A 17,105-nucleotide genomic window follows, 5' to 3' on the forward strand; every position below is an offset into this window, starting at 1 on the left:
TGACTGTTGTGTGGCTCGGGCGTAATTTTGTCCGCAGGGCGACCGATCGTCAACGCCCCCGCGGTCACCGCGGCGGCGGCATCTCCGGCGGGCTCGCGGGCGGCCTCTCCTCCAGCGCGGCCAAGGCCAGCTCCACCGCCCGCGCGAGCTGCGGATCCCGCCCCGCGACCAGGTCCTGCGGGGTCATGACGACCTCGACGTCCGGGTCGACGCCGTGGTTCTCCACGCCCCACCCCTCGCCTTCCAGCCAGAACGCGTAGCGCGGCTGCGTGACGACGGTCCCGTCCACGAGTGAGTACCGCGAGTCGATGCCGATCACACCGCCCCAGGTCCGCGTGCCCACGAGCGGCCCGATGCCGCGGTTCCTGATCCCGGCGCTGACGATGTCCCCGTCCGACCCGGCGAACTCGTCGGCGACGGCCACGACGGGCCCGCGCGGCGCGTCCTCCGGGTAGCGCGCGGGCTCGTACCCCCGGCCCAGCGACCACCCGGTCACCCGCCGCTGCAGCTTCTCCAGCACCAGCTCGGACACGTGCCCGCCGCCGTTGTCGCGGACGTCCACGACGAGCCCGTCGAAACCCATCTCGACGTGCAGGTCCCGGTGGAACTGCGCCCACCCCGCCGACATCATGTCCGGCACGTGCAGGTAGCCGAGCCGCCCGCCGGACGCCTCACGCACGAACGCCCGCCGTCCCGTCACCCAGTCGTGGTAGCGCAGCCGCATCTCGTCGGGGACGGGCGTGACGACGACCCGGCGGGTCTCGCCGCCGGAGCCGGGCCGGATGGTCAGCTCCACCGGGTGCCCCGCCGTACCGGCCAGCAGCGGCAGCGGACCGCGGAGCGGGTCCACCGGGCGCCCGCCCACAGCCACGACCACGTCGCCCTCCCGTACGGCGACGCCGGGCGCGAGCAGCGGCGAGCGGGCCTCGTGGTCGGAGGACTCTCCCGGCAGGACCCGCTCGATCCGCCACGTCCCGTTCTCGTCCCTGGCGAGGTCGGCGCCGAGCAGTCCCTGGAGGCGCCGGTCATCCCGGACGGCCCCGGCGGCCCGCGCGTACGCGTGGGAGGTGGCCAGCTCGCCCTGCACCTCCCAGAGCAGGTCGATCAGCTCCGAGTGGGCGCCCAGCCGCTCCACGAGGGGCGCGTAACGGTCGAGCGTGCCCGGCCAGTCCACGCCGTTCATGTCCGCACGCCAGAAGTGGTCTCGCATGAGCCGCCCGGCCTCGTGGTACGCCTGCCGCCACTCGGCGACCGGGTCGACGGTCACGACCACGCGGTCGAGGTCGATGGTGACGACCTCGTCGTCCTCTCCGGTGGCGCGGGTCCGCAGGCCGTGGCCGCAGGTGGCCACCAGGCGCGTGCCGTCGCCGCTGACCTCGAAGGCGCCGAACTCTCCGCCCAGCTCACCGAGCTTGCGCTTGACCAGGTCGTAGCGTTCGAGGACCGGCTCGCCGTGATCGGTGCCGTCGCCGAGCTGGCCACCGAGCGGATGGCGCAGCCACAGCAGGCAGCCCTTGGCGGCGCGCAGATTGGAGTAGACACCGGCCGGCACCGGCACCGGCACCACCCGCGCCGCGAGCCCGTCCACGTCCACCTCGGTCACCGCGGGCGGCTCGGGCCCGCCCGCGTTCTCCGCGTTCCTGGCGCGCTGGGCGTCCTGGCCGGCGTCGGACTCTTCGCCGAAGCCGCGGCCCCGCGGCGAGGGGTCGAACGGCGAGGGCGTGGTGGCCTTGAGCGGCACCAGGTACGGCCGGCAGCTCGCGGGAAAGGACAGGTCGAAGGCGTGGCTGTCGTAGACCGGGTCGAAGGTGCGGTGCGACAGGAAGGCCAGATACCTGCCGTCCGCGGTGAAGGAAGGCGTGTGGTCGTTGAAGCGCGGCGGTGTCACCTCGATGGGGGCGCCGCCGTCCACGCGGGCGAGCTTCAGGTGGCAGCGCCAGTCGTGGTAGGCGTGCGCCCAGGCGAGCCAGGCCGAGTCCGGGGAGAAGGTCAGCTGCCGCACGTCGCCGTGGGTGGTGCGGTCCAGCTCGCGGACGTCCCCCGAGTCGAGGTCCACCACGAGCAGCCGCCCGTCGTGGGTGGCGACGGCGACACGCCTGCCGTCCGGCGCGGCGGCCAGGTCGAGCACCCGGCCGAGCCCGCCGGCGGCCAGGGTGCGGATCTCACCGCCTGGCGTGCCGATCTCCAGCGCGTCCTCGCCGGACGCGTCCGACACCCAGACGGCGCGGCCCGCCTCGTCGAGGGGCCGTGGCAGCCGCACCCGGACTCCGGGCTCGGCGCGCAGCACGCCCGCGGGGCCGTCGCGGTGGGTGAGCCAGTGGGCGGTGCCGCGGATCTCCACGACGCTGGCCCGGCCGGTGCGGTCCGGCGCGAAGTCGCCGACCTCGTTCCTCACCGGCCGCGTGGCCCTGGCCGGACGCGGCCCGGTCAGGGTGATGTCCAGCTTGCGCGGCTCGGCGTCCAGGCCGTCCAGCAGCCACAGGTCGCCGCCGAGCGCGTAGACGACGCGGGAGCCGTCGGTCGTCGCGTGGCGTGCGTAGAAGCCGCGGTGCGTGGTGTGCTGCCGCAGGTCGGAGCCGTCCGGCAGGCAGGAGTACAGGTTGCCGTCGCCGTCTGTGTCGGCGAGGAAGGCCAGGCGTCCGCCCAGCCACATGACCGACCAGTGCTGGGCGGGGTTACCGGCGAACAGGCGGGTGAACTCGCCGTCGCCCGTGGCGTCCACCCAGATCTTGGCGGCAGTGCCGCCCCGGTAACGCTTCCACTGCGACGGCTCGCGCCACACCGCCGAGACGGTCGCCACCCTGGAGCCGCTGACCGCGGCCTCGCTGACCCTGCCGTACGGCAGAGCCGTCGCGGGGCCGCCGTCCGGCGGGACCGCGTGGGCCCACAGCCGGGACCGCGAGCTCTGGCCCGCGGCGGTGACGGCCAGCACGTGCCCGTCCTCGGTCCAGCCGCGCACGCCTGTCATCGCGTTGCCCCAGTGGGTGAGCCGCTCGCCCTCGCCGCCTTCCAGGTCGGCGGCGAAGACCTCGGGCTCGCCCTCGCGGGTGCTCGTCCACGCGATGCGGGTGCCGTCGGAGGAGAACCGCGGATGGGAGACAGGGACCCGGTCGGCCGTGAACCGCCAGGCCCTGCCACCGTCCGTCGGCGCGAGCCAGACGTCGTCGTCCGCCACGAAGGCGAGGAGATCACCGTGCAGGTGGGGGTATCTCAGGTACGCACCATTCGCCACATCGGCACTTTATGCCCAATCGATCGTCACGGGACGATGTTGACGAGCTTTGGCGCCCGCACGATGACCTTGCGCGGTTCACCGTCCAGATAGGGGCGGACCTTGTCCGACGCCAGGGCGAGGGCCTGCAGGTCCGCCTCGGAGATGTCAGGGGAGACCTCCAGCCGGTCGCGGACCTTGCCCGCCACCTGCACCACGGCCGTCACCGACTCCTGCACCAGCAGCGCCGGGTCGGCCTGCGGCCAGCCCGCCTTCGCGACCGACGGCGCGTGGCCGAGCCGCTCCCAGCCCTCCTCCGCGACGTACGGCGCGACCAGCGACAGCATGACCGCCAGGGTCTCGGCCGCCTCGCGGACGGCGGGGTCGGCGGCGCCGGGCCCTGCGTCGATCGCCTTGCGGGCGGCCGAGGTCAGCTCCATCATGCGGGCCACCGCGACGTTGAACCGGTAGCTCTCTACGAGCTTGGTCACCTCGTCGATGGTCCGGTGGGTGATCTTGCGCAGTTCGACGTCGCCGCCGGAGAAGCCGGCCCCAGGAGCGGACGCCGCGCCTGCCTCCGCCATCACGCGGAACGCGCGGGCCAGGAACTTCTGCGACGCGGCCGGCGAGACGTCGGCCCAGTCGATGTCGTCCTCCGGCGGCCCGGCGAAGATCATCGTCAGCCGGACGGCGTCCACGCCGAAGGCATCGATCTGCTCGCCCAGGTCCACGCCGTTGCCCAGCGACTTCGACATCGCCTTGCCGCGGTTGATGACCTGGCCCTGGTTGAGCAGGCGCAGGAACGGCTCGGTGAAGCCGACCATGCCCATGTCGTAGAGGACCTTGGTGAAGAACCGCGAGTAGAGCAGGTGGAGCACCGCGTGCTCGACGCCGCCGACGTACTGGTCGATCGGGCCCCACTCGCGGACCTTCTCGACGTCGAACGGCCCGCCGGTGTAGTGCGGGTCGCAGTAGCGCAGGAAGTACCACGACGAGTCGACGAAGGTGTCCATCGTGTCGGTGTCCCGCTGGGCGGGGCCGCCGCACTTGGGGCACGCAACGTTGACCCAGTCGGTGGCCGTGGCCAGCGGCGAGACGCCCTTGGGCTGCAGGGCCGCGCCGCGCAGGTCGGGCAGCGTGACCGGGAGCTGGTCGTCCGGCACTGGGACCTCGCCGCAGTCCATGCAGTGGATGATCGGGATCGGGGTGCCCCAGAACCGCTGGCGCGACAGCAGCCAGTCGCGCAGGCGGTAGTTGACCGCCGGCCTGCCGGTGCCGCGCTCCTCCAGGACCTCGATGATCTTCTGGATCGCCTCGGCCTTCGTCAGCCCGTCCAGCGGGCCCGAGTTGACCAGCGTGCCCTCGCCGGGGGTGGCGACACCGGTCTCGCCCGGGTCGGCCAGGCCGGTGTGCACGACGACCTTCACCGGCAGGCCGAACCTCAGCGCGAAGTCGAGGTCGCGCTGGTCGTGCGCGGGCACCGCCATGATCGCGCCGTGCCCGTAGTCGGCCAGCACGTAGTCGGCCGCCCAGACCGGGATGCGCTCCCCGTTGACCGGGTTGATCGCGTACGTGCCCAGGAAGACGCCGGTCTTCTCCTTCTCGGTGGACAGCCGCTCGATGTCGGAGAGCTTGGCGACCTCGGCGCGGTAGGCGGCCAGCGCCTCCGCCTGCTCGGGGGCGACGATCTCCTCCGCCAGCGGGGCGTCCGCCGCCACGACGAAGAACGTCGCGCCGTACAGCGTGTCGGGGCGGGTGGTGTAGACGGTGACGGGCTCGTCGCGGCCCTCGATCTGGAACTGGACGTCGGCTCCGGTGGAGCGGCCGATCCAGTTGCGCTGCATGGTGAGGATGCGCTCCGGCCAGCCGCCCTCGATCTGCGCCATGTCGTCGAGCAGGCGGTCGGCGTAGTCAGTGATCTTGAAGTACCACTGCGTCAGCTCGCGGCGGACGACGTCGGCCCCGCACCGCTCGCACTTGCCCGCCACGACCTGCTCGTTGGCGAGCACGGTCTGGTCCTGCGGGCACCAGTTGACCAGGCCGCCCTTGCGGTAGGCCAGGCCCCGCTCGAAGAAGCGGGTGAACAGCCACTGGTTCCAGTGGTAGTACTCCGGGTCGCTGGTGTGCAGGCGCCGCGACCAGTCGAAGGAGATGGCGTACCGCTTGAACGAGTTGGCCTGGGTCTCGATGTTGGCGTACGTCCACTCGGCCGGGTGGGCGTTGCGCTTGATCGCGGCGTTCTCGGCGGGCAGGCCGAAGGAGTCCCACCCGATGGGGTGCAGGACGTTGTAGCCCTTCTGGAACCAGTACCGCGCGACCACGTCGCCGATGGCGAAGACCTCGCCGTGGCCCATGTGGAGGTCGCCGGAGGGATAGGGGAACATGTCGAGCATGTACTTGCGCGGCCTGGTGTCCGCGAGGTCCTCGACCGCCGCGAAGGGGTTCGACTCCTCCCACCGCGGCAGCCACTTGGCCTGCAGCGCCTGCGGGTCGTACACCGGCTCGTCCACTTCCACTCCTCGCCAGGCGGCTGGGATCACACAGATGAAGGCGCGCCCGGGGCGGAACCCCGTCGCACCCCCTCGCCGATCCGGTCTCCGCGACCGGGAGGGCGGCCCGCGCTCTCACACGCCCGCGTGTGCGGCGGTTGTCCGCGCAGCAGGGTGCGGCACGCCTGTCAAGGGTAGCGCAGACCGCACGTGGGTCGCTGATGGATCTTGCTCGCTGACCTCGCCTGTCAGGCTGCGATACCCGATGGTGATAGTTCCGTTGTTGGCTCTTATGTCCATTCCCTTACTGTGCTGACGTGGCCAACTCTTTTCCGCCCGCCGATCTGCCGATGCAGGACCCGCCCACCGACCCCACGGGTGAGCAGTTCCGAGGGGCATTCGGCGGTTTCGCTGCGGCAGCCCCCGGCTCGCATGAGATCATGCCAGGCACCCCCAATTCGGGCATGATCTCGGGAGGTAGCGTGCCCACGGACCGCAGCGACCACCAGCGGGAGCCGGCGTGGCCGGAGATCCCGCCGGCCTGGCCCGAGGTGCCTCCGCCCTCCTCCTTCACCCCGACGGTCCGGTCCTTCGTCGAGGGGACGCCGCAGCAGTCCCGGGACGCCTCCGCGGCTCCCCCGCAGCCGCTCCCGCCCTTCGGCGGCCCTGACGCCTTCGCCGGCCACCCGCAGACCGGCGGGCCCACGCCCGTGTACGGCATGCCGGGCCCCGGGCAGAACCACGATCACAACCACGGGCACAACCACGGCCAGAACCACGGGCAGCAGCACGGGCACAACCACGGTCAAAGCCACGGCCACGGCCGCGACCGGGGCCAGGACCGCCCGCAGCCCTCCGCGCCGTTCACCCCCTCGGTCCGCGGGTTCGCCGAGGCCGCCGCCGCGCCGCTGTCCACGCCGCCCCTGTCCACGCCGCCCCTGTCCACGCCGCCGATGTCCGCCCCTCCCCTCTCGGCGCCGCCGATGTCCACCGCGCCCCCGCCGCCGCCGCAGCCGGAGGATCCGTACCGGCCGTTCGTGACGGCGGGGCAGATCAGCGGGCCGAAGACGCCTCCCGCGCACCGGCAGCAGGAGCTGTGGAACACGGTGTTCGGGGAGAACTACCGGGCCATCGACGAGTACGAGGAGGAGGAGCCAGGCCGGCCGGTCTGGCTCTACGCGCTGGTGGCCTCGGTCGCCGCCGCGCTGGTCGGCGTGCTCGTGTGGGCGTTCGCCGCCGGGCCGCTCAGCTCAGGGGACACGGCCGAGGCCGCGACGTCCGCGAAACCCTCCCCCGCCGCGACGGGCGCCACGGCCAAGCCGCAGGCGCAGGTCCCGCGACTGCCCGTCTACAAGGGCCAGGCCTCCCCCGTGATCGGCGTCGTCACCGACACCGCCGCCCGGATCACGCTGCCCAGGCTCGGCGGCCCCTGGCAGGCGGACACCGACCCGGCCCAGATCAGGGCGTCGTACGGCTTCACCAGCAGGCAGTACGTGCCCGCAGGCATGACCACCACGGGCAAGCAGGAGTTCGCCCTCGTGATGTCGGGCCGGCTGGCGCAGTCGCTGGCCGTGAAGTACACCACTCCCGACAACCTGGGCCCGGTCGTGAGCGCGGTGATGTTCCGTGCGCGGCAGACCCAGTTCCCCAAGGACAACAAGGTCACCAAGGTCGCCCAGCAGCGCCTGGCGCGCAACGGCCTCACCGGCCTCACGGCCGCCTACAAGGTGACCGCCGACGGCGCGACCACCACAGTCGTGATCTCGGTGGTGAACACCGGGGCGGACCTGCCCACGATCGTCTACATGGCCGTGCCCGAGCTCAAGAAGGAACTGCTGCCCGACATCAACACGGTCACCCGGTCGATCAAGCCCGTGGGCTGACCCGCCGCCGCGGGGGCCGTCCGGCTCAGAAGTGACACGGCATGTGCTTGATGCCGTTGATGAAGCTGGACAGCAGGCGTTCCGGCTCGCCCGCCTCTATCTGGGGGACCCGCCGCAGCAGTTCGCGGAACATCGCGGTGATCTCGCGGCGGGCCAGGTGCGCGCCGAGGCAGAAGTGGGGGCCGGGGCCGCCGAAGCCGACGTGCGGGTTGGGGTCGCGGCGGATGTCGAAGCGCAGGGGGTCGTCGAACACCCGCTCGTCGCGGTTGGCGGCCCAGTAGTACAGCAGGACCTTCTCGCCCTGGTGGTAGAGGTTGCCGTTCATCTCGTGGTCGCGGGTGACCTTGCGGCGCATGTAGTTGACCGGCGCGGCCAGCCGGACGATCTCCTCGATCGCGCGCGGCGCCCGGCCCTCGAAGTCCTCCAGCCACAGCCGACGCTGCTCCGGGTTGAGCGTGAGCAGGCGCATGCCGTGCGAGATGGCGTTGCGGGTGGTCTCGTTGCCGGCCACGACGAGCAGGATGAAGAACGAGCCGAGCTCCTGCGCGGTCAGCCGTTCCCCGTCGATGTTGGCGTTGACCAGGGACGAGGTGAGGTCGTCGGTGGGCGTCTCCATCCGGAGCGCGGCCAGGTCCTGGACGAGCTGCTGCAGTTCCATCCCCGCGGTGAGCAGCGCGTGGGCGATGTCCTCGCGGTCGCTGACGTACTCGGGGTCGGTGGCGCCGAGGACGATGTTCGAGCGGTCGAAGACGAACTGGTAGTCCCGCTCCGGGATGCCCATCATGTCGCAGATGATCTTCAAGGGGAGCTTCGCCGCCACCTCGGTGACGAAGTCGCAGCCGGTGCCCGTCTCCAGCAGTTCGTCGACGATGCGCGTCGCGGCGGCGTCCACGTCCGACTCGAACTGTTTGATCATCCTCGGCGTGAAGGCGCGCGAGACGATCCGCCGCAGGCGCGCGTGCCGCGGGTCGTCCATGTTGATCATCGAGCCGAAGTACTCGGCGAACTCCGCGGGCAGGTCGGGGATGTTGGTGGCCCCGCCGTCACCCGAGCAGAAGACCTCCGGGTTGCGGCTCGCCTCCAGGATGTCGGCGTGCCGGACGAGCGCGTGGTAGCCAGGGCCCTGGGGAGTGCCGGCGAAGGTAAAGATCGGCTCGGGGAAGAAGGCGGGCCTGTCCAGGTCCCGCAGCAGCCGGAACGCGTGTTCCCGCTCCTCATCGGAGCGGCTCCAGAAGTTCCAGTCGTTCAGGTCGATGTCCGCGGCCGAGGTGATGGGCGGCGTGCGCTCCGCGGGCCCCATCGGCTGTGTCGTCATGGAGAGGCCGGCCCCTTCCGGGTGACTAGAATCATATTCGGTCGTCAGTCTGCCACATCCGCCGGTTCAGCCACAGTGGGTCAACCGGGCATGCCCGCGCCGGCAGCGCGGATCCCAGTGCGCACCGAACCGCATCAGTGACGCGGCCATCTCGGGATGTGCGGCGGCCCAGACATCGTCGAAGAGGAACCACTGCCGATAACCGAAAGCTTCGTCCATGTGGATCGCCATCTGGGCCAGGTGACCGTCGCATCGGATGAGCGTGCGACCCGGGTCACGTCCGTCCGCCGGGACGAAGTCCTCCAGCAGTCGCAGCGCGTGTTCGTGCGCCTGGGAGTGCGGAGGACTGATCTCGGGCAGCCACTCCTCCAGAGGCCCCCAGCGGTTGCAGCACTCCAGTGCGGACGCGATCTCCCTCTCGCCGGGGGCGATCAACGCGCGCAGGGCACACAACTCGCCGGACAGCTCATGGGCATCCGCCGCGCGCAGGGCCGCCGCGAGCCCTGGCAGGCGCACGCCCTGCAACGCCTTCGGGTACCTGCCTCCTACGCTGTTCGCGGTCGCGTGGTGAGTGAGTATGACGGCCCACGTCACGCCCTCCCCGCCGGGCGGTGCGGGGCTGACGACGTCGACCGGGACCGGAGGCGTGAACGTACGCACGTGCGGTGGCGCGTCCGCGGGCAGGTCCCAGCTCTCGTGCACGAGGTAGGCCCAGCAGTCGGGTTCATCCGCCACCACGTGGTCGTCCACGAAGAAGTACGCCAGTTCGACGTCGTCGTCGTCGGTGAGCACCCGCACGCTGTGCCGGTCCACCCGCAGCGTCCGTTCGACGTACAGATGTTCCTTGAGCATCCGGCGCAACTCGCCATGCGTGCGGGGGGCCGGCAGCCCGGTCTCGAAGATGGTGTGCAGACCGTGAACGTTCGCGCCGAGTTCGCGCTCCACCCACTTGTACGCGTCCTGCGACGCGGCGTCGTCCCACACTCTGCGGAACCAGTCGAGCACGGTGGCGTCGGGGAAGTGCCGCACGAGCCGGCCGGACGGCCCCTCGTAGACGCATCGGTAGACGAAGTAGACCACTCCGCCACCATCGCAGCCGGCACCGACAGAATCGTCACTTGTCGTTTGTGAAGGCGGACGGCAACGCGGTCGCCTGCGTCGAGCGGTAGCGCGAAGGCGGGACTCCGTACAGGTCGACGAACGCCTGACGGAGGGCCTCGGCCGTCCCGAAGCCGCAGCGGGCCGCGATCGCGGTCATCGGCAGCGACGTGGAGACGAGCAGGTGGGCGGCGGCCTCGGCGCGGGCCCGGCGCACGAACCGGCCCGGCGTCTGGCCCGTGTGCTTGAGGAACAGCCGGGTCAGGTGGCGCTCGCTCACACCCGCGCCAGCCGCCAGGGCGGCGGTGGACAGGTCGGCGTCGGGACGGCCGGTGGCATGGTCGACGATCCGCTTGACCAGGCCGTCGCCGGGCGGCGGGCCCTCGGTGAACATGCTCATCTGCGCCTGGTTGCCGGGGCGTTGCAGGTAGGTCACCAGGTTGCGGGCCACCTGCCTGGCGAGGGCCGGGCCGTGGTCCTCCTCGATGAAGGCGAGCGTGACGTCCAGTGCGCTCGTGACGCCGGCGGCGGTGGTGACATTGCCGTCGCGGATGAAGATCGGGCGGGAGTCGACGTCGATCTCCGGGTGGCGTGCGGCGAGCGCGCGCGCGAACTGCCAGTGCGTGGTGGCGCGCCGCCCGTCGAGCAGGCCGGCGGCGGCCAGCACCGCCGCGCCCGTGCACACCGACGCGACGCGGCGGCTCTCCCGTGCCAGCCGCCGGACGTGCCCGACGATGACCCGGTTGGCCGCCGCCTCCTCGTGCCCGATTCCCCCGGAGACGACAAGCGTGTCCAGCGGCCCCGTGACGCGTTCGAGCGCCTGCTGCCCTTGTAGTGTCAACCCGCTGCCGCAGGTGACGGGCAGACCCGACGGGGTGGCCAGGCACACGTCGTAGCTCGGGGACGCGCCGTGAGCGTTCGCCATGATCAGGCTCGACGTCACGCACGCGATGTCCACGAGTTCCGCCGCGTGATACCCGACCACGACCATGCGCCGTTGGGTCATGACCATGACTCTAGGCCGGATGGACGGAGAGCCCAAGATTTCGGACCCGTCCCCGTCTCTCTCCTTGGCGCGGCCGCGGACCGCCCGGACTGTTGGACCATGACTCACACCACGCCTGAAAGGCACACCGGTCACCGTCCCGTCACACGGCGATGGGGTCGTTTCGCCCTGCACTACCTCGAGATGGTGGTCGCGATGTTCGCGGGGATGTTCGCGCTAGGCCTGCTGTGGTCCGCGACGGGCATGGCGCCCTCGTACGCCCGCGCTCCCGAGCTCGCCTATCTGCTGATGGCGTTCGACATGTCGGCCGGCATGGCACTCTGGATGCGCGTGCGCGGACATGCCTGGGCTCCGGTCCTGGAGATGTGCGGGGCGATGTTCGCCCCGGTCGTGCCGTTGTTTCCGCTCCTGTGGCTGGGCCTGATCGACGGCATGGCCCTGATGGTCGCGGCCCATGTCGCGATGTTCCCGTTGATGCTGGCGGCCATGCTGCGGCGCCGCGACGAGTACGCCCACTGAGGCCGACGCTCAGCGGCGGTGGCGCGTGTGCCGGACGCCGTCGTCGTCCGTGTCAAAGGCCGGGAACGCCCCTGTGACCGGACCCTCAAAATCGGCTCCCCGAGCCGTTACGCTGAGGTACCTACCGGTTGGTATGGACCGAGGGTCCGATAGAAGAGGGAGCGGCAGATGCTCAACCTGGCCGTCGTGCTGGAAGACAGCGCGCGAGACACGCCCGACGCGACAGCGGTCGTCTTCGGAGACCTCCGCCTGCCCTACTCGCTCGTCGACACCATCGCCAACCAGGTGGCGAACCTGCTGGTCGCGCGGGGCATCGGCAGGGGTGACAAGGTGGCGCTGGCCTGCCCCAACCTGCCGTACTTCCCGTTCGTCTACTACGGGATCCTCAAGGCGGGAGCCACCGTCGTCCCGCTGAACGTGCTGCTGCAGGCCAGGGAGATCGCCTACCACCTCGACGACTCCGACGCCAAGGCCTTCTTCTGCTTCGAGGGCACACCCGAGCTGCCGCTCGGCGAACGCGGCCGGGCGGCCTTCGCCGAGACCGGGGTGACCGACCACTTCTTCGTGCTGCCGGCCACGGCGTTCGCCACCGAGTCCGAATTGGGCGAGACGCTCTGGGCCGCCCTCGACGGGATGCCAGGCGAGTTCGAGACCGTGCAGACGTCCCCCGGGGACACGGCGGTGATCCTCTACACGAGCGGCACCACCGGCCAGCCGAAGGGCGCCGAGCTCAGCCACCAGAACATGATCATGAACGCCATCGTCAGCGACGAGATGTTCCCCAGGCTGGACCGGAACGTCTCTCTCGTCGCGCTGCCGCTCTTCCACTCCTTCGGCCAGACCGTGCTGATGAACGCCGGCTTCCGGCGGCGCGGCACGCTCGTGCTGATTCCGCGCTTCGAGCCGGTCGAGGCCCTCACGCTGATGAGGCGGGAGGAGGTCACGCTGTTCGCCGGGGTGCCGACGATGTACTGGGCGATGCTCACCGCGGTGCGGACCGGGGCGGCCGAGGCGCCGACGTCGCTGGTCACGGCGGCCTCCGGCGGCGCCGCGCTGCCCGTGGAGGTGATCAAGGACTTCAGCGCCACGTTCGGCGTGGACGTCCTGGAGGGCTACGGCCTTTCGGAGACCTCGCCGGTCGCGTCGTTCAACCAGCCGGGCAGGCCCGCCAAGGCCGGCTCGATCGGCACCCCCGTATGGGGCGTGGAGATGAAGCTGGTCGACGCCGGCTGGAACACGGCCGACGACGTCGGCGAGATCGCCATCCGCGGGCACAACGTCATGAAGGGCTACTACAACCGGCCCGAGGCGACCGCCGAGGTGATGAAGGACGGCTGGTTCCGCACCGGCGACATGGCCCGCCGCGACGAGGACGGCTACTACTTCATCGTCGACCGGGCCAAGGACATGATCATCAGGGGCGGGTTCAACGTGTATCCCCGGGAGGTCGAGGAGGTCCTCATGACCCACCCGGCCGTCTCGCTCGCCGCGGTCGTCGGGGTCCCCCACGACTCCCACGGCGAGGAGATCAAGGCGTACGTGATCCGCGAGCCCGGCGCCACGACCACCGAGGAGGAACTGGTGACCTGGTGCCGGGAGACGATGGCGGCCTACAAGTACCCGCGGATCGTGGAGTTCCGCGAGTCCCTGCCGATGACCGCCACCGGCAAGATCCTCAAGCGCGAGCTGCGGTAGGGGACACGCCCTCCGGCGTCACGGCCAGTCGAGGGACGGGCGCAGCGCGACGTACGACCGTCCCTCGTCGAGCCGGACACCGAGCACCTGGTGGAGCTGCACCTTGTTGCGTTCGAACCCGACGACGCAGCCGGCCATGTAGAGCCGCCAGACCCTGGCGGTGCCCTGGCCGACCTCCTCGACCGCCTCGTCCCAGTGGGCGTCGAGGTTCTTGCACCACTCGCGGAGCGTCAGCGCGTAGTGCTCGCGCAGGTTCTCCTCGTGGCGGACCTCGAACCCGGTGTCCTCCATCTGGCGGATCAGGTGGCCGACCGACTCCAGTTCGCCGTCGGGGAAGACGTAGCGGTTGATGAAGCCGCCCTTGTTCAGGCTCTTCTCCGTGCTGGTCGGGCGGGTGATGCAGTGGTTGAGCAGGCGCCCGCCCGGCTTGAGCTTGCCGTAGAGGAAGGAGAAGTAGGAGGGGAGGTTGTCCTTGCCGATGTGCTCGGTGAGGCCGATCGAGCTGACCCGGTCGAAACCGGTTTCCGCGACGTCACGGTAATCCATGTGCCGGACCTCGCAGAGCTCCGACAGTCCGGCCTCCGCGATGGCCTTCTGCGCCCACTCGGCCTGCTGGCGCGACAGCGTGACGCCGAGTCCCTTGACCCCGTACTCCTTGGCCGCGTGCATGACCATGCCACCCCAGCCGCAGCCGACGTCGAGCAGGCGCATGCCGGGCTTGAGGTCGAGCTTCTTGGCGACCAGGTCGAACTTCGTGTACTGCGCCTCCTCCAGCGTCGCGTCCGGCCGGGGGAACGTCGCGCAGGTGTACGCCATGGAGGGGCCGAGCACCCACTCGTAGAACCGGTTGGACACGTCGTAGTGATGGTGGATCACCTCGGCGTCGCGCTGCTTGGCGTGCCGGCTGCCCAGCTTGGCCAGCGTGCTCTGCCGCGCCTCCTGCGGCGGCGGCTGGACGCGCATCAGCAGCGGCTTGATCCCGAGCGCGCGCACCGCCGCGATCTTCTCGCTGAGCGGCAGGTCGTTGATGGTCAGCGACCACATCCGGTCGAGCAGGGTGTACATGTCACCGTGCACGTCGATATGCCCGGAGATGTACGCGCGGGCGAGGCCGAGCTCCCCCGGCGCCTGCGCGAGGTAGGCCACCGCCGCCGGCGACTTCACCTCGATGCGGACGTCCGCCCCCGAGGACCCGGCCTTGCTTCCGTCGTAGGCGACGAACTCGACGCCCGCGTCAGGACCGACGATCTTCTCAAAGATCTCCGCAAGAGTCATTGCACCTCTCCCGACGTTTCGACGCCTACCTGCCCCTGACGCACTTGTCATAGAGGTCAAGCAGCCGGCCACCTGGGTCGTAGGCGCGTTTGACCGGCCAGTAGGCGTCTCCGTTGTAGAGCCGCCAGAACTCCTCCCGCTCATAGAAAGAGGTGGAGTACAGCGACTTGTGGCCGTCGAGCGCATGCACCGCCCGCTCGACGAGCCTGTTGTAGTACCCGTCGTACTGACCGCGCGGCAGCGGCACCATGCCCCAGAAACCGAAGTTCACGTACAGCCGGTCAGGCTCCAGGGGGTAGAGCGACCACTGGCCGCTCGCCTTGAGCGGGCACATCCACACCGGGGTCATGCCGACCTCGTCGTGGAAGACCTCCAGGAACTCGGCGCCGTGCTCGACGGGCACCTCGACGTCCTGGATCACCGACTCGTGCACAGGGTTGTTCCGCCAGCGGTCGATGCGGGCGGTGACGCCGTACCTCTGGTCGAGGCCGACGAGCTTGCGGTAGACGTCCGACCGCAGGTAGCGGCGCGGCAGGAGCGAGCGGACCAGCGGCTGCTGCACGCCGAAGGCGCGCGAACACCAGAACCAGTCGGTGTCCCAGCGCCACAGGTAGTCGCGCACCGTCAGCCAGTCGCGGACGCGGCTGCGGATCGACTGGTAGTAGATCCGCATGCCGGTGTAGTCGGACGTGTAGGGCGCCCGGTCGGAGAACGAGCCCACCGTGACGTACAGCTCGTCCGGGCCGAAGAACGTGCCGTCGACGAAGTCGACCTGCTCGCCGTCGTGCTCGCGGCTCTCGCAGATCTCCTGCATGGCGAGCATGCACTTGGCGGCGTCGCTGAAGCGGATGTGCGTCAGCTTGACGTACGGTTTCACCCGCGCCAGCTTGATCCGGATCCGCAGGGCGTAGCCGAGCGTGCCGTAGGAGTTGGGGAACGCGCGGAACAGGTCCGCGTGCTCGTTGTCGGGCCTGGCCACCAGGATCCGCCCGTCGCCGGTGAGGATCTCCAGTTCCTCGACCGACTCGTGCGGCAGGCCGTCCTTGAAGCTCGTCGACTCGATGCCGAGACCGGTGACGGCGCCGCCCAGCGTGATCGTCTTGAGCTGCGGCACGACGTACGGCATGAGCCCGTGCGGCAGCGTCGCGTCCACGAGGTTCTCGTACGTCGTCATGCCCTGGACCTCGGCCGTCATGGTCACCGGGTCCACGTGGATGACCTGGTCCAGGTCGCGGGCGGACAGCGTCGCCGTCTTGGCCGGCGTACGGAAGCGGAACAGGTTGGTCGTGGCCTTGGCCAGCCGGGGAGCGGCGTCCCCGGGGATGGCCGCGTAGGAGTCCCTGATCCGCTCGACGGCCTGGCTATGGGCGGTCATACTGGCCGTGCGCTCTGGCATGACACCACCCCCATTGGATCGTAGAGATCGCTTTCTTGGCACGCTATCCCCGGAGGGGAACGCAGACCAGAGTAGACACGTTACGCCCGCGAAAACTATCCGGTGTTCTCACGGCGGCCCGCGGCGTAGATCGTATCCTGCTCTTCTCCATCGCCTCCCCCGCCCCTCGGGTAACCATCCGAACCGTCATGACCTGGGCGGACGCCGGCGGACGAGCGGGCCGGCGCCGTTCACCACGTTGACGACGGGACGGCCGTCCATCGCCGCGGCGAGATTGTCCAGCACGCACCGGATCAGCCGCGTGGTCGCCTCTGGCGTCACCCCGGCGGCGTGCGGCGACAGCAGGACCCGCGGGCAGGAGCGCAGCGGGTCGTCCGGCGGCGGGGGCTCGCTGTCGTACACGTCGAGCGCCGCGCCGGCGAGGTGGCCGGACTCCAGCGCGGCCAGCAGCGCCGCCTGGTCCACCACCCCGCCGCGAGCGGCGTTGACCAGCACCGACCCCCTGGGCATCCGCTCGATCACGGCGGCGTCGATCAGCCCGCGGGTCTCCGGCGCGAGCGGCACGGCGAGGACAAGCACGTCGCTGCCCGCGGCCAGCGCGTCCAGGTCCAGGTAGGCCGCGCCGTACGACTCGGGCTTCGGCGTGCGCGACCAGTAGGAGACCCGGCAGCCGAGCGCGCCGAACATGCGGGCGCAGGCCGCGCCGATCGGCCCGAAGCCGGCCACCCCGACGCGGCACCCGGCGAGCTCGCGGCGCTGGTAGGCGAACTGCGGCCACTCTCCCGCCCGCATGTCCCTGTCGCCGTCCGCGAGGTGGCGCAGCAGCGCCAGCGCGGCGGCCAGGCACCATTCGGCGACCGCGGCGGCGTTCACCCCGGCGGTGTTGGCGAGGGGCACCCCGGCGCGGGCCAGCGCCTCCAGGTCGTGTCCGTCCACGCCGACGGACGGCTGCTGCACGAACGCCAGGCGCGGCGCCAGCCGTACGGCCTGCGCGTCGAGGGCAAGGGCGCCGCTCCAGTCGCCGACGACGATCTCGGCGTCCGGCAGCGCCTCCAGCAGCGACTCGCGGTCGCGCCGGGCGGGGACGCGCACGTCGGCGCGGCCGTCGAGTTCGGCGAGCAGGCCGCGCACCGCGTCCTCGGGGAGCGGGGGCAGCGCGAGAACATTCCACGTCACCGGCGCAGTCTCGCACGTCTCCAGAAACATGTTCTACTGTCG

Annotated in this window: 11 protein-coding genes; 3 read left to right on the forward strand and 8 right to left on the reverse strand. The window is 70.8% G+C overall.

The features are described 5' to 3' along the window. Positions 1-64: 64 nt before the first annotated feature. Entirely contained in the window at positions 65-3,232 is a 3,168-nt protein-coding gene (locus HHX31_RS24785; protein ID WP_169950754.1) for a S41 family peptidase, read from the reverse strand. Between the two features lie 26 nt (positions 3,233-3,258). Next, positions 3,259-5,721, reverse strand: coding sequence for a leucine--tRNA ligase (gene leuS / locus HHX31_RS24790; protein WP_169950755.1), 2,463 nt, complete (start codon positions 5,719-5,721; stop codon positions 3,259-3,261). Between the two features lie 461 nt (positions 5,722-6,182). On the opposite strand from leuS, the gene HHX31_RS24795 reads away from it, so the two are divergent. Further along, positions 6,183-7,583 carry a hypothetical protein gene (locus tag HHX31_RS24795; RefSeq protein ID WP_169950756.1) on the forward strand — a complete coding sequence of 467 codons (1,401 nt, stop codon included), beginning with the start codon at positions 6,183-6,185 and terminating at the stop codon, positions 7,581-7,583. A 25-nt stretch (positions 7,584-7,608) separates the two neighbouring features. On the opposite strand, the gene HHX31_RS24800 is transcribed toward HHX31_RS24795, so the two are convergent. The 3 genes from HHX31_RS24800 to HHX31_RS24810 all read right to left on the reverse strand — a co-directional run bounded on the left by HHX31_RS24800 (position 7,609) and on the right by HHX31_RS24810 (position 11,002). Beyond that, positions 7,609-8,898, reverse strand: coding sequence for a cytochrome P450 (locus HHX31_RS24800; protein ID WP_249346484.1), 1,290 nt, complete (start codon positions 8,896-8,898; stop codon positions 7,609-7,611). 66 nt (positions 8,899-8,964) lie between these two features. After that, positions 8,965-9,978, reverse strand: coding sequence for a hypothetical protein (locus tag HHX31_RS24805; RefSeq protein WP_169950757.1), 1,014 nt, complete (start codon positions 9,976-9,978; stop codon positions 8,965-8,967). Positions 9,979-10,012: 34 nt separating this feature from the next. Beyond that, positions 10,013-11,002, reverse strand: a complete 990-nt coding sequence (locus HHX31_RS24810) for a GlxA family transcriptional regulator (protein WP_169950758.1) — start codon at positions 11,000-11,002, stop codon at positions 10,013-10,015. A gap of 99 nt (positions 11,003-11,101) precedes the next feature. Between HHX31_RS24810 and HHX31_RS24815 the strand changes: the two genes are divergently transcribed. Further along, on the forward strand, positions 11,102-11,521 hold the full coding sequence (locus HHX31_RS24815; protein WP_211590273.1) for a hypothetical protein: 420 nt from the start codon (positions 11,102-11,104) through the stop codon (positions 11,519-11,521). A gap of 168 nt (positions 11,522-11,689) precedes the next feature. Further along, positions 11,690-13,216: a long-chain fatty acid--CoA ligase gene (locus HHX31_RS24820; RefSeq protein WP_169950759.1), complete on the forward strand. Its 1,527-nt coding sequence runs from the start codon at positions 11,690-11,692 to the stop codon at positions 13,214-13,216. Between the two features lie 18 nt (positions 13,217-13,234). On the opposite strand, the gene HHX31_RS24825 is transcribed toward HHX31_RS24820, so the two are convergent. The 3 genes from HHX31_RS24825 to HHX31_RS24835 form a co-directional block, all read right to left on the reverse strand. Beyond that, positions 13,235-14,491, reverse strand: coding sequence for a cyclopropane-fatty-acyl-phospholipid synthase family protein (locus tag HHX31_RS24825; RefSeq protein ID WP_169950760.1), 1,257 nt, complete (start codon positions 14,489-14,491; stop codon positions 13,235-13,237). Between the two features lie 25 nt (positions 14,492-14,516). After that, positions 14,517-15,887 carry an FAD-binding oxidoreductase gene (locus tag HHX31_RS24830; protein WP_169950761.1) on the reverse strand — a complete coding sequence of 457 codons (1,371 nt, stop codon included), beginning with the start codon at positions 15,885-15,887 and terminating at the stop codon, positions 14,517-14,519. 186 nt (positions 15,888-16,073) lie between these two features. After that, complete coding sequence (locus HHX31_RS24835; protein ID WP_169950762.1) at positions 16,074-17,063, reverse strand: NAD(P)-dependent oxidoreductase; 990 nt, start codon at positions 17,061-17,063, stop codon at positions 16,074-16,076. Between the last annotated feature and the right edge of the window lie 42 nt (positions 17,064-17,105).

Source organism: Microbispora sp. H11081, assembly GCF_012999535.1.
GTDB lineage: Bacteria > Actinomycetota > Actinomycetes > Streptosporangiales > Streptosporangiaceae > Microbispora.

Bases quoted from the DNA above. Each gene is read 5' to 3' on its own strand.
- HHX31_RS24800 (WP_249346484.1), bottom strand. From the start codon at position 8,898: ATGACGACACAGCCGATGGGGCCCGCGGAGCGCACGCCGCCCATCACC.
- HHX31_RS24810 (WP_169950758.1), bottom strand. From the start codon at position 11,002: ATGACCCAACGGCGCATGGTCGTGGTCGGGTATCACGCGGCGGAACTC.
- HHX31_RS24815 (WP_211590273.1), top strand. From the start codon at position 11,102: ATGACTCACACCACGCCTGAAAGGCACACCGGTCACCGTCCCGTCACA.
- HHX31_RS24820 (WP_169950759.1), top strand. From the start codon at position 11,690: ATGCTCAACCTGGCCGTCGTGCTGGAAGACAGCGCGCGAGACACGCCC.
- HHX31_RS24825 (WP_169950760.1), bottom strand. From the start codon at position 14,491: ATGACTCTTGCGGAGATCTTTGAGAAGATCGTCGGTCCTGACGCGGGC.
- HHX31_RS24830 (WP_169950761.1), bottom strand. From the start codon at position 15,887: ATGCCAGAGCGCACGGCCAGTATGACCGCCCATAGCCAGGCCGTCGAG.